Here is a 19305-nt window from a genome sequence, read left to right as displayed (position 1 = left end):
GGGGGCGACGGCCCACCGAAACCGGGGCGGTGGGACGGCGGCCGGGCCGTTAGGATCGGCCATCTGATGACTGCCACCCTCGTCGCCAAGAATCTCGCCGCCGGACACGGCGACCGCTCCCTCTTCGCCGGGCTCGACCTCGTCGTCGCGCCCGGCGACGTGATCGGGCTGGTCGGTGCCAACGGCGCGGGCAAGTCCACCCTGCTCCGCCTGCTCGCCGGGCTCCTCGCGCCGGAACAGGGCGAGCTGCGGCTCTCCCCGCCGTCCGCGACCGTCGGACATCTGCCGCAGGAACCGGAGCGCCGGGAGGGCGAGTCCGTACGCGACTTCCTCGCGCGCCGCACGGGCGTGGCCGAGGCCCAGCGCGTGATGGACGAGGCAACCCAGGCGCTCGTCGACGGCGCGCCCGGTGCGGACGACGCGTACTCCACCAGCCTGGAGCGCTGGCTCGACCTCGGCGGCGCCGACCTCGACGAGCGCGCCGAGGAGGTCACCGACTCCCTCGGGCTCGGCGTCGGCCTCGACCAGCTGATGACCTCCCTGTCCGGTGGCCAGGCGGCCCGCGCCGGACTCGCCTCCCTCCTGCTCTCCCGCTACGACGTGTTCCTCCTCGACGAGCCGACGAACGACCTGGACCTGGACGGCCTGGAGAGGCTTGAGCGCTTCGTGAGCGGCCTGCGCGCGGGCACCGTCGTCGTCAGCCACGACCGCGAGTTCCTGACCCGCACGGTCACCAAGGTGCTCGAACTCGACCTGGTGCAACAGGAGATCACGTTGTACGGCGGCGGCTACGAGGCCTATCTGGAGGAGCGCGACACCGCCCGTCGACACGCCCGCGAGGACTTCGACGAGTACGCCGACAAGCGGTCGGCGCTGGAGGGGCGCGCCCAGATGCAGCGCGGCTGGATGGACAAGGGCGTGAAGAACGCCCGGCGCAAGGCGGCCAACGACAATGACAAGATCGGCCGTAAGTTCCGCAGCGAGGCCAGCGAGAAGCAGGCCTCGAAGGCGCGGCAGACCCAGCGCATGATCGAACGGCTCGATGTCGTCGACGAGCCGCGCAAGGAATGGGAACTGCGGATGGAGATCGCGTCGGCCCCGCGGTCCGGCGCGGTCGTCGCCACGATGCGTGACGCTCAGGTGCGCCGTGGTGACTTCACCTTCGGTCCGGCGACGCTGCAGATCGACTGGGCGGACCGCGTCGCGGTCACCGGTGCGAACGGCGCGGGCAAGTCGACGCTCCTGGGCGCTCTGCTCGGCCGGGTCCCGCTGGACGCCGGCCAGGCCGCCCTTGGCCCCGGGGTCGTCGTCGGCGAGGTCGATCAGGCCCGAAAGCTCTTCCTCGGCGGCGAGTCCCTTCTCGACGCGTTCTGCGCGGCCGTCCCCGACACCGAGCCCGCCGAAGTCCGCACCCTTCTCGCCAAGTTCGGCCTCAAGTCCCACCATGTGCTGCGCCCCGCGGCCACCCTCTCCCCGGGCGAACGCACCCGCTCCGCCCTGGCCCTCCTCCAGGGCCGAGGCGTCAACCTCCTGGTCCTGGACGAGCCGACGAACCACCTCGACCTCCCCGCGATCGAGCAACTGGAGTCGGCCCTCGACTCCTACGAAGGCACGCTGCTCCTGGTCACGCACGACCGCCGGATGCTGGACGCGGTCCATACGACGCGACGCTTGGAGGTGGCGGGGGGCAAGGTGACGGAGCGATAGCTTTCAGCCCATCCGGCGTTTGAGGACGAGCGCGTTCAGCGCGATACGGCGGCCTGGGGGCGGAGCCCCCAGGGACAAGGGGCGGAGGGGGCGAGAACTCCCAAGCACAGCCCCGGTGCCGGGTTCCCTGTCGGTAGGGGACCCGGCACCGGACGCCACAAGGTCAGCCCCGCCCCCGCTTGGGATCCGTCAACCCGGCCCGCCGCAACGCATCCGCCATCGCACTGTTGGCAGGCGCCGCCGCCTGCCGCGTCCCACCACCCTGACCGGCACGCCCCTGACGCGGCTGCTGCTCACGCTGCTGCCGCTGCTGAGGCGGCCGCCCCCCACGCTGGGGCCTCCCGCCCCCCTGCTGCTCCCCTTGGGGCACCGCCTCGTCATCCAACCGGAGCGACAGCGAAACCCGCTTCCGCGGAATGTCGACCTCAAGCACCTTCACCTTGACGATGTCCCCGGGCTTCACCACATCCCGAGGGTCCTTGACGAAGGTCTTGGACATCGCGGACACATGCACAAGCCCGTCCTGGTGGACACCCACATCCACGAACGCCCCGAAGGCGGCGACATTCGTGACGACCCCTTCGAGCACCATCCCGGACACCAGGTCGGAGAGCTTCTCGACACCGTCCTTGAAGGTCGCCGTCTTGAACGCGGGCCGGGGGTCACGCCCGGGCTTCTCCAGCTCCTTCAGGATGTCGGTCACGGTCGGCAGACCGAACGTCTCGTCCACGAAGTCGACCGGCTTGAGCGAGCGCAGCACACCGGTGTTGCCGATCAGCGAAGCGACTTCGTTGCCCGCCGTCTTCACCATGCGCCGCACCACGGGGTAGGCCTCGGGGTGCACGCTGGACGCGTCCAGCGGATCGTCCCCGCCCCGGATCCGCAGGAAGCCCGCGCACTGCTCGTACGCCTTGGGGCCGAGCCGGGCCACCTTCTTGAGGGCGGTACGGGACCGGAAGGGCCCGTTCGCGTCGCGGTGGGACACGATGTTCTCGGCGAGCCCGGAGGTGATGCCGGAGACACGGGAGAGCAGCGGCGCCGACGCGGTGTTCACGTCCACACCCACGCCGTTCACACAGTCCTCGACCACCGTGTCCAGCGACCGGGACAGCTTCACCTCGGACAGGTCGTGCTGGTACTGCCCGACCCCGATGGACTTCGGGTCGATCTTCACCAGCTCGGCCAGCGGGTCCTGGAGCCGGCGCGCGATGGACACGGCGCCGCGCAGCGTCACGTCCATGTCGGGCAGCTCCTGCGAGGCGAACGCGGACGCCGAGTACACCGACGCCCCGGCCTCGGAGACCATCACCTTGGTGAGGTTCAACTCCGGGTGCTTGGTGATGAGTTCACCGGCGAGCTTGTCCGTCTCGCGGGACGCCGTGCCGTTGCCGATCGCGATCAGCTCGACCGCGTGCTCCTTGGCGAGCCGCGCGATCTTGGCGATGGCCTCGTCCCATTTGTTGGCCGGGACGTGCGGGTGGATGACATCCGTGGCGACGACCTTGCCGGTCGCGTCGACCACGGCGACCTTCACTCCGGTACGGAATCCGGGGTCGAGACCCAGCGTCGCGCGCGTGCCCGCCGGAGCGGCCAGCAGCAGGTCCCGCAGGTTCGACGCGAACACGTTGACCGCCTCGTCCTCCGCGGCCGTCCGCAGCCGCAGCCGGAGGTCGATGCCGAGGTGCACGAGAAGGCGGGTCCGCCAGGCCCAACGGACGGTGTCCGTGAGCCACTTGTCGGCGGGGCGGCCGCGGTCGGCGATCTGGAAACGGTGGGCGACGATCCCCTCGTACGAGGAAGGACCGGGCTGCTCGGACGGCTCCTCGGGCTCCAGGACGAGCTCGAGGACGTCCTCCTTCTCGCCGCGCAGCATGGCGAGGACGCGGTGCGAGGGCAGTGCCTTGAAGGGCTCGGCGAAGTCGAAGTAGTCGGCGAACTTCGCGCCGGCCTCCTCCTTGCCGTCCCGCACCTTGGCGATGAGCCGTCCGCGCACCCACATGCGCTCGCGCAGCTCGCCGACCAGGTCGGCGTCCTCGGAGAACCGCTCGGTGAGGATCGACCGGGCGCCGTCCAGGGCGGCCTGCGGATCGGCGACGCCCTTGTCGGCGTCGACGAAGGCCGCCGCGGCGGCGAGCGGATCGACCGACGCGTCGCTGAGCAGCCCCTCGGCCAGCGGCTCCAGGCCCGCCTCACGCGCGATCTGCGCCTTCGTGCGGCGCTTCGGCTTGAACGGCAGGTAGATGTCCTCAAGACGCGCCTTCGTCTCGGCGCCCCGGATCTGTGCCTCGATCTCCGCGGTGAGCTTGTCCTGCTCGCGGACCGATTCGAGGATCGCGGTGCGCCGCTCCTCCAGCTCCCGCAGATAGCGCAGCCGCTCCTCGAGGGTGCGCAGCTGCGCATCGTCGAGCATCTCGGTCGCTTCCTTGCGGTAGCGGGCGATGAAGGGCACCGTCGATCCGCCGTCGAGCAAGTCGACGGCGGCCTTGACCTGCCGCTCCCGTACGCCGAGCTCCTCGGCGATCCTGCCTTCGATGGACCCTACGAGGGGTGTCGTCACGATCCCGTACCGCCTTCTCCACTGGGTTGCGCGGCAATTGTGGCAGGTGACACCGACAACGGTGGATCAGGGCGGCACCGGAACCGGGATCGGGGCCCGAGACCAACCCCCGAACGGGATCCTCAGGTCCTGCGGGTCCGCCCGGAGTGGGACGCGCCCCCGAACAGCCGTGCCAGTGCACGGAACGGCAGCGTGACGACCGTGGCGATGGCCGAGCCGATCTGCCGCAGGACGTCTGCGATCGCGCGGAACATGTGACTCCCCTTTCGTCTCCCGACCCGTATGGCCAGGAGACTTACGGGTACCTCATGCCTTGCCGATCATGCCTTCCGGGAACGCACCGGCGGCGAAGGCTGTCAGCAGCGGCTTCTTGGCCAGCTCCGTGAGCCGTTCCACGCCCGCCGCGCCGAGATGCTCGTACGGCGCACGGTCCAGCCGGTCCGTCCGCGCCTCGATCTCCTTGCGGAAGGCCTCTCCCGCCTCGGTCAACTCACCCTCGGCGTCGAGCAGCCCGCGCTCCCGCAGCCGCAGGACCGCCGCCTCCCAGTCCGTACGCGACCAGCCGCGCGTGCCCAGCGCCCACTTCGGGGTCATGCCCCTGCCGGTCGCGGTGTGGCTCACCAGGGCCTCGACCGGACCGAGTTCGGCTTCGAGCAGCGCCGCGAGGTGGCCGTCGCCGCGGTGCTCACGCAGCAGTGTGGCCGCGTGGTAGAGGGCGAGGTGCGGCTCCTCGGGGACCGGCAGGTCCGCGTGGGCGGCGTACAGCGGGCGCGCGCTCCTGGTGCAGGCCTCGGCCGCCCTCAGGCCGAGCTCCGCCGCCTCGGCCAGCTCCTTGGACGCGACGGCCTCGTCGCCGAGCAGCCGACGCAGCGTCGCGTCGATGGCACGCTCGCGCGCCGCGAGCACGGTCTGCGGAGAGGCCGTCTGCCACACCGCGGGCACGTGCTTGGCCACCAGGTCGTGGCTGAAGTTGTAGAACGTCGCCGTCACGGTGCCGGGGCCCACCGCGCCCATGGCCGCCGCCCGCGTCGCGAAGTACGCGCCGTCGCTGTCCTCGATCCCGACCGAGCCCAGTTCCCGGCCCAGATCGGGCGAGAAGTACAGCGTCGCCGCGATCGAATTGAGGACGTTGTGGCAGCGCCGCCCGGCGCGTTCCGGCAGGGGAGTGGTCATACCCGGCACATTACCGACTGGTTGGTACGGCGGGAATGGTGGGATCTCGTATGGCAGGAAAGGTGGGCTGTTCGTCATTGCGGACATCGCCCGGCACGCCAACAATCGAGGACATGCGAACTGTCCTGGTCGTTCTCTTCGACGCTGTGCAGAGCCTTGACGTCACGGGCCCCGTGGAGGTCTTCGCGGGCGCGGAGACCCAGCGGCCCGGCTCCTACCGCATCCGCACCGCCTCCCTGGACGGCGCCCCCGTGCGCACCTCCAGCGGCCTCACCCTCGTCCCGGACCACGCACTCGCCGACGCGCCTTCCCCGCACACCCTGCTCGTCCCCGGTGGCGCGGGCAGCCGACACCCCGACCCGCGCCTGACCGACTGGCTGCGCGAGTACGGGCCGCAGGCCGAGCGCCTGGTCTCCGTCTGCACCGGAGCCATCCTGCTCGCCGCGGCGGGGCTCCTGGACGGCCGCCGCGCCACCACCCACTGGGCCTACTGCGACAAGCTCGCCCGCGATCACCCGGCCGTCGATGTCGACCCGGAACCCATCTACGTACGCGACGGCCATGTCGCCACCTCGGCCGGTGTCACCTCCGGTATCGACCTGGCCCTCGCGCTCGTCGAGGAGGACCTCGACCGCGAGGTCGCGCTCACCGTCGCGCGCCACCTGGTCGTCTTCCTCCGGCGCCCGGGCAACCAGGCCCAGTTCAGCGCCCAACTGGCCGCCCAGACCGCCCAGCGTGAACCCCTGCGCGAGGTCCAGCAGTGGGTCACCGAGCACCCCGGCGCCGATCTGAGCGTCGAATCCCTTGCCGCTCGAGCCCGGCTCTCGCCCCGCCACTTCGCCCGCGCCTTCCAGACCGAAACCGGCATGACGCCTGGCCGGTACGTGGAACGGGTCCGCCTCGAACACGCCAGACGCCTCCTGGAGGACACCAGCGACGGCATCGAGGAGATCTCCCGCACCTGCGGCTACGGCACCCCGGAGGGGATGCGCCGCGCCTTCCTCAGAACCCTCGGTGCGGCACCGGCCGAGTACCGCCGCCGCTTCCGCCCGGCGACCGCCCACTGAAGGGAATCTCCATGCAGATCGCCATCGTGCTCTTCGAACGCTTCACCGCCCTCGACGCTGTCGGTCCGTACGAGATGCTCAGCGGCCTTCCGGATGCGCGGACCGTCTTCGTCGCCGAGCGGACCGGCCCCGTCCGCGCGGACACCGGATTCCTCGCGATCACCGCGGACAGGACCCTCGCAGACGTGCCCCGCCCCGACATCGTGGTCGTCCCCGGCGGTCCGGGCCAGCACGGGCAGATGGAGAACGAGCCCCTCCTGGACTGGCTGCGCACTGCCGACGCGACCAGCACCTGGACGACGTCCGTGTGCACCGGCTCCCTGCTGCTCGCCGCCGCCGGACTGCTCAAGGGGCGCCGCGCGAGTTCGCACTGGCTGGCCCTCGACCAGCTCGCGCGCTTCGACGCCGAGCCCACCGGTGAACGAGTCGTCTTCGACGGCAAGTACGTCACCGCCGCCGGCGTCTCCGCCGGGATCGACATGGCCCTCACCCTGGTCGGTCGGATCGCGGGAGACGATCACGCCAGGACCGTACAGCTCGCGTCGGAGTACGACCCGCAGCCGCCCTATGACGCCGGGGCCCCGCAGAAGGCGCCCGTGCACCTCGTCGAGAAGCTCCGCTCCAGAAGCCGCTTCATCCTGAGGTAGACACGGTCCAGGAGAAGTGCGGCGCGCGGCGCTCAAGGAAGGCGGCGACCCCCTCCGCGGTGTCGCCGCTGCCCCGCGCCCGCTCCGTCCAGTACGCGTCCCGGTCCAGGTGCCCGTTGGCGAACTCCTTGGCCGCCGCCTGCGTCAGCAGTGACCGGGTGGCCAGCAGACGGGTGAACTCCCCGACGCGCTTGTCGAGTTCGCCCCCGGGCAGCACCTCGTCCACGAAACCCGTGCGCAGGGCCCGCACCGCGTCGATCAACTCGCCTGAGAACAGCAGGTACTTGGCAGTCGCCGGACCCACCAGTGACACCAACCGCCGAGTGGAGGACGACGGATAGACGATCCCGAGCTTCGCCGGAGTCACCCCGAACCGCGCCCCTTCCTCCGCGAACCGCAGATCGCAGGCCGCCGCGAGCTGGGACCCGCCGCCCACGCAGTATCCGCGGACCGCCGCGAGCGTCGGCTTCGGGAACGCCGCGAGCGCCTCCTCGGCGAGCACGGTCAGCCCCTGTGCCTCGTCCGGCGAGCTCCGCAGCGTCGAGATGTCGGCCCCGGCACAGAACGTGTCACCCTCACCGGTGAGCACCAGCGCGTGCACATCGGCGTCATGGGCCAACTCGTCGAGCAGAGACGGCAACGCCCGCCACATGCCGGCCGTCATGGCGTTGCGCTTGGCCGGGTGGTGGATGACAACGGTGGCGACCCCGTCGGTGACGCTGTGCTGCAGCTGCGGCTCCATGAACCGGATGCTATCCACACCGGGTCACCGCACCCTGCGGAACGAATCGGACGAGCCCGGTGTCAAACCCGTACAACCCGAACAGATCCCGAAGTTGGCACAACAGGGACAGGAACAGTCCTTCAACTGACCGTGTCATACGCCGACGATCAGAAGCCGTCGATAGTCGCTGACTTCTGTTCAGTTATCCGGTACGGACCTGCCCTCTATCAACACTCATTGCGTGGTGACAATCGAGCGCAAGGGCGGCGACCGGACGATGGACAACCCCGGGCGGGGGTCCGACCCGAGCCCCGGGGGCGGCGGGGAGATGCCTCCCGACGGGAGACCTCCGGGCCCGCTTCCGTACGAGGGGGTGTGGCGGTTCACCGCCCCGGCTGTCGACGCCTCGGTTCCGCAGGCGAGGCATGCCGTGCGTGATCTGCTGGTCCGCCAAGGGGTGCCCGTCACGGACGAGCTCGTCCAGGGGCTCCTGCTGATCGTTTCCGAACTGGTCACCAACGCGGTCCGGCACGCGGCGCTCCTCTCGCCGGTGCTGGCCGTGGAGGTCGCCGTCGGCGCCGAGTGGGTGCGGGTCTCCGTGGAGGACAACCACCCCTACCGCCCGACCGCGCTGGAGGCCGACCACGGGCAGACCGGTGGCCGTGGTCTGCTGCTCGTACGGGAGGTCACCCGGGAGTCGGGCGGGGTGTGCGACGTCGAGCACACGTCGAGCGGCGGCAAGGTGATCTGGGCCGCCCTGCCGCTCACTACGAGCGTGGTTCAGCCAGGGCCTGTCTGACTTTCCCGCCCGCCCCGCGGGCGACGCCGGGAATGGTCGGGCAGGCCCTGGGTGGACCGTTCACCAGTCGGCGGACGGGCCTGTCAGCTCCCTGACCGCCGGACGCGCCGCGTCCAGGACCGTCATGAACCACGAGGAGAAGGTCTCCTTGGCGTGGCGCTCCGCCAGCTCGGCGGCGCTCACGAATGCCGTCGCCTCGACCTCCTCCGGGTCGGGGCGCAGCGGCGACTGCACCATTCCGACGAAGAGGTGGTTGTACTCCTGCTCCACCAGGCCCGAGTCCGGGTCCGGGTGGTTGTACCGGACCGTGCCGGCCTCGGCGAGCAGCGACGGGGAGACGCCCAGCTCCTCGTACGTCCGCCGGGCGGCCGCCGCGAAGGGCGCCTCGCCGGGGTAGGGGTGGCCGCAGCAGGTGTTGGACCAGACGCCGGGGGAGTGGTACTTGCCGAGGGCGCGCTGCTGGAGCAGCATCCGCCCGCGCTCGTCGAAGAGGAACACCGAGAACGCCCGGTGCAACTGGCCCGGCGCCTGGTGGGCGGCGAGCTTCTCCGCCGTACCGATCGTGTTGCCGTCCTCGTCGACCAGTTCCAGCAGGATCGCTTCAACGGTGCCGTTCGACGAACTGTGCGTCGCGGTGGCAGGTGTGATCGGCATACCCATCCTTCGCATCGGTTTTCAAGCCTCAAGTCTGCCGTACGAAACCGGCACTCCCGGCACTTCGCGGCTCCCCGCATGTCCCGCTCCGGTAGCCCGGAACAGGACGCGCGGGCCGACGTATGTCACGCACCGAAAGCGCCGGATACCAGATCGTGCCCGGTGTCACGGACCAGGAACCGTCCGGGGCGGGTGTCGTCAGGTGTTCGGGCGGCACGTCGAATCCGGGCCGGATGCGTTACGCCGAAGCGGGCGGACGGCGTACCGCGTGTACCACCCGTACGGCGGCCGGTCCGGCTCACCACGGTCGTGCGGTGACGGGTCGGCGACGCCGAAAGGTGACGGGGTCAGTGACGCCGAAAGGCGAGGGGTCAGTGGCACAGCTTCGCCTCGTGCTCCGCGTGTCCGCTCGGCTCCAGCTGGAAGGTGCAGTGTTCGACGTCGAAGTGGTCGCCGAGGCAGACCTGGAGTTCGTGGAGCATCTTCTCGTGGCCGATGGCGTTCAGGACGTCCGAGCTGACGACCACGTGGACGGAGAGCACCGGCATACCGGACGTGATGGTCCAGGCGTGCAGGTCGTGGATGTCCTCCACGCCGGGCAGCGCCAGGAGGTGCGCGCGCACCTCCGCCATGTCGACGTCCTTGGGAGCCGCCTCCAGGAGCACGTTGAGCGTCTCCTGGAGCAGCTTCCAGGTACGCGGGACGATCATGAGGCTGATGGCGATGGAGGCGATCGGGTCGGCGGCCTGCCAGCCCGAGGTCATGATGACGACGGCGGAGATCAGCACCGCCACCGAACCCAGGGCGTCCGCCGCCACCTCCAGGAACGCGCCGCGCACGTTCAGGCTGTCCTTCTGCCCGCGCATCAGCAGCGTGAGCGAGATCATGTTCGCGACCAGACCGATCAGACCGAACACGATGGTCAGACCGCCCGAGGTGTCGGCGGGCGTCATGAAGCGCTGGATCGCCTCGTACAGGACGTAGCCGCCGACGCCGAGCAGCAGCAGGCAGTTCGCGAGGGCGGCGAGGATCTCGGCCCGCGCGTACCCGAAGGTGCGGTTTCCGGTGGGCGGGAGGTTGGCGAAGTGGATGGCGAGCAGGGCCATGCCGAGGCCCAGGGCGTCCGTCGCCATGTGGGCCGAGTCCGCGATCAGCGCGAGCGAATCGGCGAGCAGACCGCCCACGATCTCGACGACCATGACGGTGAGCGTGATCGACAGCGCGATGCGCAGCCTTCCGCGGTACGCCGCTGCCGCCGTACCCGTGGTGGGAGCGGCATGCGCGTGCCCGTGATCGTGCCCAACTCCCATGGAAGCCGCCTCCCTTTTCGCTGCCCTGAATCGCAGTGAATCCCGCTGCCCGGAATCACAGTGAACTACGGGCAGGTGGCATCAGGCAACGCGGCACTGAACACCGTTGTCATATGCTCTGACCTGCGGAAACGATGCGCAGGTCAGAGCGTCGGCAAGATCACTGGGCCGGTGTCCGGGAATGCTGCGCCTGCCACCCCTGCCACGCCGACTCCACCATCTCGCGTGTCCCGCGCCGCGCGGCCCAGCCCAGCTCCCGCGCGGCCCGCTCGGCCGAGGCGACCGCACGCGGCGCGTCACCGGGGCGCCGCGGCCCGACGGCCGCGGATGTGGTGTCGCCGCTCACTTCCGCGATGAGCGTGATCAGTTCGCGCACCGAAACGCCTTCCCCGCGGCCGATGTTGACCGTCAGGTCGCCGGTCGATCCCTCGGTGAGGCGCCGGGCGGCCGTCAGATGGGCCTCGGCGAGGTCGGCGACATGGATGTAGTCGCGTATGCAGGTGCCGTCCGGCGTCGGATAGTCATCGCCGAAGATCCGCGGGGCCTCGCCGCGGGTGAGGCGGTCGAAGACCATCGGGATGACGTTGTAGACGCCGGTGTCGGCCAGCTCGGGTGTGGCCGCGCCCGCCACGTTGAAGTAGCGCAGGCAGACGGTCGCGATGCCGTGCGCCCGGCCCGCCGCCCGGACCAGCCACTCCCCGGCGAGCTTGGTCTCGCCGTACGGGCTCATCGGGGCGCGGGGAGTGTCCTCCGTGATGAGATCCACATCCGGGTTGCCGTAGACGGCCGCCGAGGAAGAGAAGAGGAAGCGCTTCACGCCCGCCTCGGCGACCGCCTCCAGGAGCGTCGCGAGAGCGCCCACGTTCTCCTGGTAGTAGTACGCCGGCCGCTCCACGGACTCGCCGACCTGCTTGCGTGCGGCGAGATGCACCACCCCCGTCACCGCGTGCTCCGCGAGGACCTTCTTCACCAGGTCCCCGTCCCGCGTCGAGCCCTGAACGAGCGGGATGTTCTCCGGGAGCCGGTCCGCAACGCCGGCCGAGAGGTCGTCCAGCGCGACGACACGCTCCCCGGCCCCGGCCATCGCCCGCGCCACGTGAGCGCCGATGTATCCGGCTCCGCCTGTGATCAGCCATGTCATGGGCGCCAACCCTATGCCGGTGCTCCAGTCCGGCGGCCCTGCGCCGGTGCCGGTCGGTGCAGAGGGGCGCCCGAAGGTCCGTACCAGGATGCCGGAAATCAGATGATATGGCGGTCCGGTTTGTGACGCGGACCCTGGATCCCTGATGATGATCGCGGCGGAGGCGACTAGGCAGATCTGGTTGATCGGGCCTGAACGATCGGTGAACAGCCGCTTCTGTTCATCCGATAGCCTCTGCCGACACGCCGCCCGGACCAGCCTCCGGGCGTCCACGTCACGTACACGCCCGGCGCCAGGCCGCGCCGGCCACCCAGGGAGTGAGTTCGCTGTCGACCGCCATCCTCACCGGTCAGCCGGTACCCGGATCGTCGCTCGAGGGCGATCTGCGGTCGCTCGGCTTCGACGTGCGGTTCGCCCACGACGCCGGTGACGCCGGGACACTCCTGGCCGCCGTGCCGGCCGACCAACGGGTCGCCGTCGTCGACGCCCGCTTCGTCGGACACGTGCACGCGCTGCGCCTGGGCCTCACGGACCCCCGCTTCCCCGTCGCCGCACTGCCCGGCGCCGTCTCGGTGCAGCCCGCCGCACGCCGGGCGCTGACCGGGGCGGTCGCCCGCGAGAGCTCCACCGCGGGCGGCCTCGCCATAGCCACGGAGAACCTCGCCGACCGCATCACCACGGCTCTCGACGCCGACGGCGTGGACGTTCACCGCCCCGAGCTCGGCACGCTCGTCGCCGCCGTCCCGACCGACCCGCAGGAACGCAACGAGGCACGGCAGGCCGTCTCCGCCGTCGACGACGAGGCCGTACGACTGCGCAGCGCCGTCAAGGCCCGCGACGGCTTCTTCACGACGTACTGCATCAGCCCGTACTCGCGCTACATAGCCCGCTGGTGTGCCCGCCGCGGCCTCACCCCCAACCAGGTGACGACCGCCTCACTGCTCACCGCCCTGATAGCCGCCGGCTGCGCAGCCACCGGCACCCGCGCCGGCTTCGTCGCGGCCGGCCTGCTGCTCCTCTTCTCCTTCGTCCTGGACTGCACGGACGGACAGCTCGCCCGCTACTCCCTCCAGTACTCCACCCTCGGCGCCTGGCTCGACGCGACCTTCGACCGTGCCAAGGAGTACGCCTACTACGCAGGCCTCGCCCTCGGAGCGGCCCGAGGCGGCGGCAGTGACGACGTATGGGCGCTCGCGCTGGGCGCGATGGTCCTGCAGACCTGCCGCCATGTCGTCGACTTCTCCTTCAACGAGGCGAACCACGACGCCACCGCCAACACCAGCCCCACCGCGGCCCTCTCGGACAGGCTCGACAGCGTCGGCTGGACGGTCTGGCTGCGCCGCATGATCGTCCTGCCCATCGGCGAACGCTGGGCCATGATCGCCGTCCTCACCGCGCTGACGACACCGCGCATCACCTTCTACGCGCTGCTCATCGGCTGCGCCTTCGCGGCGACGTACACCACGGCGGGCCGCGTGCTCCGCTCCCTCACCCGTAGGGCCCAACGCACCGACCGCGCGGCCAAGGCCCTCGCCGACCTCACCGACTCGGGCCCGCTCGCGGAGCTGCTGACCCGCTTCACGCGCGGGGCCCTGAGCCGTGGTCCGGCGTACGTCGCGCTCCTCGCCGGAGTCCTCGTCGTGCTCGGCGCCGCGCTTGCCCCGTACGGCAGTTGGTGGCCCGTCCTCCTTGCCGTGATCTACGTACTGCTGTCACCCGTGGCCCTCGCCCGCCCCCTCAAAGGCGCCCTCGACTGGCTGGTCCCGCCGATCTACCGCGCGGCCGAATACGGCACCGTTCTGGTGCTCGCGGCCAAAGCGGAGGTGAACGGAGCACTTCCCGCAGCTTTCGGCCTGGTGGCCGCTGTCGCCTACCATCACTACGACACGGTGTACCGCATTCGCGGCAACGCCGGCGCGCCGCCGCACTGGCTGGTGCGGGCGATCGGCGGGCACGAAGGCAGGACGCTGCTGGTCGTCGTTCTGGCCGCGCTGCTCACCGTCGTGCAGTTCAAGGTCGCGCTCACGGCTCTCGCCGTGGCCGTCGCCCTGCTGGTGCTCACTGAGAGCATCCGCTTCTGGGTGACCGCTCATTTGGGCGGCGCACCCGCCGTACACGATGAAGGAGAACCCGCATGATCGGCCTCGTGCTGGCGGCCGGCGCAGGCCGGCGTCTGCGCCCCTACACCGACAGCCTCCCCAAGGCTCTCGTGCCGGTGGGCCCGGCGGGTGTGGAGGACAGCATCACGGTTCTGGACCTGACCCTCGGCAACTTCGCGGAGATCGGTCTGACCGAGGTCGGCATCATCGTCGGCTACCGCAAGGAAGCCGTGTACGAGCGTCAGGCGGCCCTTGAGGAGAAGTACGGCCTCAAGCTCACCCTCATCGACAACGACAAGGCCGAGGAGTGGAACAACGCCTACTCCCTGTGGTGCGGCCGTGACGCCCTCAAGGGCGGCGTGATCCTCGCCAACGGCGACACCGTGCACCCGGTCTCCGTCGAGAGGACACTGCTCGCCGCCCGCGGCGAGGGCAAGAAGATCATCCTCGCCGTCGACACGGTGAAGAAGCTCGCCGACGAGGAGATGAAGGTCGTCGTGGACCCCGACAAGGGCGTCCGGAAGATCACCAAGCTCATGGAGCCCAGCGAGGCCACCGGCGAGTACATAGGCGTCACCCTGATCGAGGGTGCGGCCGCCGACGAGCTGGCCGACGCGCTGAAGACGGTGTGGGAGACCGACCCGCAGCAGTTCTACGAGCACGGCTACCAGGAGCTCGTGAACCGCGGCTTCCAGATCGACGCCGCACCGATCGGGGACGTCCCGTGGGTCGAGATCGACAACCACGAGGACCTTGCCAAGGGACGTGAGATCGCGTGCCGGTACTGACGAGGCTCATCCCCTCGCCAGTCGTCGTCGACATCCGTCCGGGTGCCCTGGACGACCTGGCGGGGGTGCTCTCCGACCAGCGGATCTCGCACTCGGGGAAGCTGGCCGTCGCGGTGAGCGGCGGTTCCGGGGCCAGGCTGCGCGAACGGATCGCCCCGGATCTGCCCGGCGCCACCTGGTACGAGGTCGGCGGCGGCACCCTCGACGACGCGATCGAACTGGCCGGGGCCATGAAGGCCGGGCACTACGACGCGGTCGTGGGCCTGGGCGGCGGCAAGATCATCGACTGTGCGAAGTTCGCCGCGGCACGCATCGGCCTCCCGCTGGTCGCGGTGCCCACGAACCTGGCGCACGACGGCCTGTGCTCGCCGGTCGCGACACTCGACAACGACGCCGGGCGCGGCTCGTACGGTGTGCCGAACCCCATCGCGGTGGTCATCGATCTCGACGTGATCCGGGAGGCCCCCGCGCGCTTCGTGCGCGCCGGTATCGGCGACGCCGTTTCCAACATCTCCGCGATCGCGGACTGGGAACTGGCGAACCATGTCAACGGCGAGCGGATCGACGGCCTCGCCGCCGCGATGGCGCGCCAGGCCGGTGAGGCCGTGCTGCGGCACCCCGGCGGCATCGGCGACAACGGCTTCCTCCAGGTGCTCGCCGAGGCCCTGGTCCTCAGCGGTGTCGCCATGTCGGTGTCGGGCGACTCACGCCCCTCCTCCGGCGCCTGCCACGAGATCAACCACGCCTTCGACCTCCTCTTCCCCAAGCGCGCGGCGAGCCACGGCGAGCAGTGCGGCCTGGGCGCGGCCTTCGCGATGTACCTGCGCGGGGCGCACGAGGAGTCGGCGTACATGGCCGAGGTGCTCCACCGGCACGGGCTGCCGGTGACACCGGAGGAGATCGGCTTCACCGTCGACGAGTTCTGCCAGGTCGTGGAGTTCGCCCCGCAGACCAGGCCGGGCCGCTACACGATCCTCGAACACCTAGACCTGAAAACCCACCAGATCAAGGACATCTACGCCGACTATGCCAAGGCCATCAGTAGCTGAACTCCGCCCCGTCGTTCACCCCGAAGGGGTGAAGGACCGGCGCAGCGGTGAGCACTGGGCGGGACGCCTGTACATGCGAGAGATCTCGCTGCGGGTGGACCCGTTCCTGGTCAACTCCAGGATCACGCCCAACCAGCTCACCTATCTGATGGTCGTCGCCGGTGTCCTTGCAGGTGCGGTGCTACTCGTGCCGGGTCTGACCGGGGCGCTGCTCGGCGCGGTCCTGATCCAGCTGTACCTGCTGCTCGACTGCGTCGACGGCGAGATAGCCCGCTGGCGCAGGCAGACCTCGATCACCGGCGTCTACCTGGACCGCATCGGCCACTACCTGTCCGAGGCGGCCCTCCTCGTGGGCTTCGGCCTGCGCGGCGCGGACCTGTGGGACGGCTCCGAGAGCCCTGAGTGGCTGTGGGCCTTCGTGGGCACCCTGGCCGCGCTCGGCGCGATCCTGATCAAGGCCGAGACCGACCTGGTCGACGTGGCGCGGGCCCGCAGCGGCCTGGCGGCGGTCAAGGACGAGGCATCCACGCCGCGCTCCTCGGGTCTCGCCCTGGCCCGCCGGGCGGCCGCGGCCCTGAAGTTCCACCGGCTGGTGGGCGGCGTCGAGGCCAGCCTCTTCATCCTCTTCGTCGCGGTCCTCGACCTGATCGGCGGCGACCTCTTCTGGACCCGCCTCGGCATCGCACTGCTGGCAGGCATCGCGATCCTGCAGACCCTGCTGCACCTCGTGTCCATCCTCGCCTCCAGCAGGCTGAAGTGAGCGCGGCGATGGAGGTGGACGCGGCGGTGAAGGCGGGCGCGGCGATGAAGGTCGGCGCGGTCATCATCACCATGGGCAACCGCCCCGAGGAACTCCGGGCCCTCCTCGACTCGGTCGCCAAGCAGGACGGCGACGCGGTCCAGGTGGTCGTGGTCGGCAACGGCTCGCCCCTGCCCGTCGTCCCCGACGGCATACGCACGGTCGAACTGCCCGAGAACCTCGGGATACCCGGCGGCCGAAACGTCGGCATAGAGGCGTTCGGCCCCGGTGGCAGCGAGGTCGACGTCCTCCTCTTCCTGGACGACGACGGCCTCCTCGCCCGCCACGACACCGCCGAAATGTGCCGCCGGGCCTTCACGGCCGATCCGCGGCTCGGCATCATCAGCTTCCGCATCGCCGACCCGAAGACGGGCGTGACCCAGCGCCGCCACGTCCCGCGGCTGCGGGCCTCCGACCCGATGCGCAATTCCCGGGTCACCACCTTCCTCGGCGGCGCCAACGCCGTCCGGACGAAAGTCTTCTCCGAAGTCGGCGAACTCCCGGACGAGTTCTTCTACGCACACGAGGAGACCGACCTGGCATGGCGGGCTCTCGACGCGGGCTGGATGATCGACTACCGGTCCGACATGGTGCTGAACCACCCCACGACCGAGCCTTCGCGGCACGCGGTCTACCACCGCATGGTGGCCCGCAACCGCGTCTGGCTCGCGCGCCGCAACCTCCCCGCCCCCCTCGTCCCGGTCTACCTGGGCGTGTGGATGCTCCTGACCCTGGCCCGCCGCCCCTCGAAGCCCGCCCTGCGGGCCTGGTTCGGCGGATTCCGGGAAGGCTGGACCAGTCCGTGCGGCCCCAGGCGTCCCATGAAGTGGCGTACGGTGTGGCGGCTGACCCGACTGGGCCGACCTCCTGTCATCTGACAAGCTCATTTCTGAGACCATTCGTGGCCGTACCCAGGTCCCTGGCTCATGCCTACGCCCGACCAGGCTGTGCGCATCTTGAAGACGAAAGTTTCCACTTGTGAGTGAGACAACGCATGACGGCGGAGTCGCGGTGAGCGAACGACCGTCGCCCGATGACGGGCTCTCCGCGGCCGAGGTCGCCGCCAAGTACGGGCTCGCGGTCAGCGGCGCCCGGCCGGGGCTCGCCGAGTACGTGCGTCAACTGTGGGGAAGACGGCACTTCATCCTCGCCTTCTCGCAGGCGAGACTGACCGCCCAGTACAGCCAGGCGAAGCTGGGCCAGCTCTGGCAGGTCGTGACGCCACTGCTCAACGCGTTCGTGTACTTCCTGATCTTCGGTCTGATCCTGCAGGCCGACCGCGGTATGTCGGTCGAGGTGTACATCCCGTTCCTGGTGACGGGTGTCTTCACCTTCACCTTCACCCAGAGCTCGGTGATGTCGGGAGTCCGGGCCATCTCCGGCAACCTCGGACTGGTCCGGGCGCTGCACTTCCCGCGCGCCGCCCTGCCCATCTCCTTCTCGCTGCAACAGCTCCAGCAGCTGCTGTTCTCGATGATCGTGCTGTTCGCCGTGGCGATCGGCTTCAGCAGCTATCCGAGCCCCTCGTGGCTGCTGATCGTCCCGGTCCTCGCACTGCAGTTCCTCTTCAACATCGGCCTCGCGCTGATCATGGCGCGGCTGGGCTCCAAGACCCCGGACCTGGCGCAGCTCATGCCGTTCGTGATGCGTACGTGGATGTACGCGTCCGGCGTCATGTACTCCATCCCTGTGATGCTCGCCGAAAAGCCCAAGTGGATCGCCGACATCCTGCAGTGGAACCCCGCCGCGATCTACATGGACCTGATGCGCTTCGCGCTCATCGACTCCTACGGCTCCGAGAACCTGCCCCCGCACGTCTGGACCGTCGCGGGCGGCTGGGCCGTCCTCGTCGCGGTCGGCGGGTTCGTGTACTTCTGGAAGGCGGAAGAGAGGTACGGACGTGGCTGAGCAGCGCACCGACTCGCACATCCCCACCGTCATCGCCGACGAACTGCACATCGTCTACCGCGTCAACGGCACCAAGACCGGAAAGGGCAGCGCCACCTCCGCGCTCAGCCGCATCCTCAGGCGCGGCGAGGAGCGCGGGGTGCGCAAGGTGCACGCCGTCCGTGGCGTCTCCTTCACCGCCTACCGGGGTGAGGCCGTCGGCCTGATCGGCTCGAACGGCTCAGGCAAGTCCACCCTCCTGCGCGCCATCGCCGGACTGCTGCCCGCGGAGAAGGGCAAGGTCTACACCGACGGCCAGCCCTCCCTGCTCGGCGTCAACGCCGCCCTCATGAACGATCTGACGGGCGAGCGGAACGTCATCCTGGGCGGGCTCGCGATGGGCATGTCCCGCGAGCAGATCAAGGAGCGCTACGAGGAGATCGTCGAGTTCTCGGGTATCAACGAGAAGGGTGACTTCATCACCCTCCCCATGCGCACCTACTCGTCCGGCATGGCGGCCCGCCTACGCTTCTCCATCGCGGCCGCCAAGGACCACGACGTGCTGATGATCGACGAGGCGCTGGCCACCGGCGACCGCAAGTTCCAGAGGCGCTCCGAGGAGCGCATCCGGGAGCTGCGCAAGAGCGCCGGCACGGTGTTTCTGGTCAGTCACAACAACAAGTCGATCCGGGATACCTGCGACCGAGTTCTCTGGCTGGAGCGCGGTGAGCTGCGGATGGACGGCCCCACCGAAGAGGTCCTCAAGGAGTACGAGAAGTTCACGGGCAAGTAGCCCATTTCGCCTGGGCCCTGTCGTCGGACTCCCGTCGTCCGCCGGAGGCGGGCCCTGCGGCGTCAGGTGCGTGCTCTCGGCGTGCCGGGCCCAGGCCCTCGTACTGGTTGT

18 protein-coding genes are annotated in these 19305 nt (G+C 70.0%); 11 read left to right on the top strand and 7 right to left on the bottom strand.

From position 1 onward, the window contains the following. Positions 1-66: 66 nt before the first annotated feature. Positions 67-1707, top strand: coding sequence for an ABC-F family ATP-binding cassette domain-containing protein (locus ACFWP7_RS30575; RefSeq protein ID WP_384387812.1), 1641 nt, complete (start codon positions 67-69; stop codon positions 1705-1707). A 163-nt stretch (positions 1708-1870) separates the two neighbouring features. On the opposite strand, the gene ACFWP7_RS30570 is transcribed toward ACFWP7_RS30575, so the two are convergent. The 3 genes from ACFWP7_RS30570 to ACFWP7_RS30560 all read right to left on the bottom strand — a co-directional run bounded on the left by ACFWP7_RS30570 (position 1871) and on the right by ACFWP7_RS30560 (position 5437). Next, the gene (locus ACFWP7_RS30570; protein ID WP_384387809.1) at positions 1871-4264 is read right to left on the bottom strand and encodes a Tex family protein; all 2394 of its coding nucleotides are present in this window, start codon (positions 4262-4264) and stop codon (positions 1871-1873) included. Positions 4265-4386: 122 nt separating this feature from the next. Next, positions 4387-4518, bottom strand: coding sequence for an LPFR motif small protein (locus ACFWP7_RS30565; RefSeq protein ID WP_383688820.1), 132 nt, complete (start codon positions 4516-4518; stop codon positions 4387-4389). A 52-nt stretch (positions 4519-4570) separates the two neighbouring features. Next, positions 4571-5437 (bottom strand): hypothetical protein, encoded by an 867-nt coding sequence (locus ACFWP7_RS30560; protein ID WP_384387805.1) that lies wholly within the window; start codon positions 5435-5437, stop codon positions 4571-4573. A gap of 113 nt (positions 5438-5550) precedes the next feature. Here ACFWP7_RS30560 and ACFWP7_RS30555 point away from each other — a divergent pair, with 113 nt between their 5' ends. Beyond that, complete coding sequence (locus ACFWP7_RS30555) at positions 5551-6504, top strand: GlxA family transcriptional regulator (RefSeq protein WP_384387803.1); 954 nt, start codon at positions 5551-5553, stop codon at positions 6502-6504. 11 nt (positions 6505-6515) lie between these two features. After that, the gene (locus ACFWP7_RS30550; protein ID WP_384387800.1) at positions 6516-7151 is read left to right on the top strand and encodes a DJ-1/PfpI family protein; all 636 of its coding nucleotides are present in this window, start codon (positions 6516-6518) and stop codon (positions 7149-7151) included. Here the strand turns inward: ACFWP7_RS30550 and ACFWP7_RS30545 are convergent. Further along, the gene (locus tag ACFWP7_RS30545; RefSeq protein ID WP_384387797.1) at positions 7138-7893 is read right to left on the bottom strand and encodes an enoyl-CoA hydratase/isomerase family protein; all 756 of its coding nucleotides are present in this window, start codon (positions 7891-7893) and stop codon (positions 7138-7140) included. The genes ACFWP7_RS30550 and ACFWP7_RS30545 overlap by 14 nt on opposite strands. A 259-nt stretch (positions 7894-8152) precedes the next feature. Between ACFWP7_RS30545 and ACFWP7_RS30540 the strand changes: the two genes are divergently transcribed. Next, positions 8153-8674, top strand: coding sequence for an ATP-binding protein (locus ACFWP7_RS30540; protein WP_384387922.1), 522 nt, complete (start codon positions 8153-8155; stop codon positions 8672-8674). Positions 8675-8734: 60 nt separating this feature from the next. Here ACFWP7_RS30540 and idi read toward each other — a convergent pair whose 3' ends face one another. The 3 genes from idi to galE all read right to left on the bottom strand — a co-directional run bounded on the left by idi (position 8735) and on the right by galE (position 11779). After that, positions 8735-9328, bottom strand: coding sequence for an isopentenyl-diphosphate Delta-isomerase (gene idi / locus ACFWP7_RS30535; protein ID WP_384387794.1), 594 nt, complete (start codon positions 9326-9328; stop codon positions 8735-8737). 371 nt (positions 9329-9699) lie between these two features. Further along, the gene (locus tag ACFWP7_RS30530; protein WP_384387792.1) at positions 9700-10638 is read right to left on the bottom strand and encodes a cation diffusion facilitator family transporter; all 939 of its coding nucleotides are present in this window, start codon (positions 10636-10638) and stop codon (positions 9700-9702) included. Between the two features lie 160 nt (positions 10639-10798). Then, positions 10799-11779, bottom strand: coding sequence for a UDP-glucose 4-epimerase GalE (gene galE, locus ACFWP7_RS30525; protein ID WP_384387790.1), 981 nt, complete (start codon positions 11777-11779; stop codon positions 10799-10801). Between the two features lie 326 nt (positions 11780-12105). Here galE and ACFWP7_RS30520 point away from each other — a divergent pair, with 326 nt between their 5' ends. The 7 genes from ACFWP7_RS30520 to ACFWP7_RS30490 all read left to right on the top strand — a co-directional run bounded on the left by ACFWP7_RS30520 (position 12106) and on the right by ACFWP7_RS30490 (position 19194). Beyond that, positions 12106-13917 carry a DUF5941 domain-containing protein gene (locus ACFWP7_RS30520; protein ID WP_384387919.1) on the top strand — a complete coding sequence of 604 codons (1812 nt, stop codon included), beginning with the start codon at positions 12106-12108 and terminating at the stop codon, positions 13915-13917. Beyond that, on the top strand, positions 13914-14666 hold the full coding sequence (locus ACFWP7_RS30515; RefSeq protein WP_384387787.1) for a sugar phosphate nucleotidyltransferase: 753 nt from the start codon (positions 13914-13916) through the stop codon (positions 14664-14666). The genes ACFWP7_RS30520 and ACFWP7_RS30515 overlap by 4 nt, the downstream gene beginning before the upstream one ends. After that, positions 14654-15715 carry an iron-containing alcohol dehydrogenase family protein gene (locus tag ACFWP7_RS30510; RefSeq protein ID WP_384387784.1) on the top strand — a complete coding sequence of 354 codons (1062 nt, stop codon included), beginning with the start codon at positions 14654-14656 and terminating at the stop codon, positions 15713-15715. The genes ACFWP7_RS30515 and ACFWP7_RS30510 overlap by 13 nt, the downstream gene beginning before the upstream one ends. Then, on the top strand, positions 15693-16475 hold the full coding sequence (locus tag ACFWP7_RS30505) for a CDP-alcohol phosphatidyltransferase family protein (RefSeq protein ID WP_384387782.1): 783 nt from the start codon (positions 15693-15695) through the stop codon (positions 16473-16475). Before ACFWP7_RS30510 ends, ACFWP7_RS30505 begins: the two co-directional genes overlap by 23 nt. 44 nt (positions 16476-16519) lie before the next feature. Then, entirely contained in the window at positions 16520-17392 is an 873-nt protein-coding gene (locus tag ACFWP7_RS30500; RefSeq protein ID WP_384387916.1) for a glycosyltransferase family 2 protein, read from the top strand. Between the two features lie 100 nt (positions 17393-17492). Continuing rightward, the gene (locus ACFWP7_RS30495; RefSeq protein WP_384387779.1) at positions 17493-18422 is read left to right on the top strand and encodes an ABC transporter permease; all 930 of its coding nucleotides are present in this window, start codon (positions 17493-17495) and stop codon (positions 18420-18422) included. Beyond that, the gene (locus ACFWP7_RS30490) at positions 18415-19194 is read left to right on the top strand and encodes an ABC transporter ATP-binding protein (protein ID WP_384387777.1); all 780 of its coding nucleotides are present in this window, start codon (positions 18415-18417) and stop codon (positions 19192-19194) included. The genes ACFWP7_RS30495 and ACFWP7_RS30490 overlap by 8 nt, the downstream gene beginning before the upstream one ends. The last annotated feature ends 111 nt before the right edge of the window (positions 19195-19305 follow it).

It is taken from the genome of Streptomyces sp. NPDC058470 (genome assembly GCF_042721055.1).
Lineage (GTDB): Bacteria > Actinomycetota > Actinomycetes > Streptomycetales > Streptomycetaceae > Streptomyces.
The sequence above is the reverse complement of the archived record's forward strand: the minus strand, read 5'-3'. Positions and strand labels throughout refer to the sequence as shown.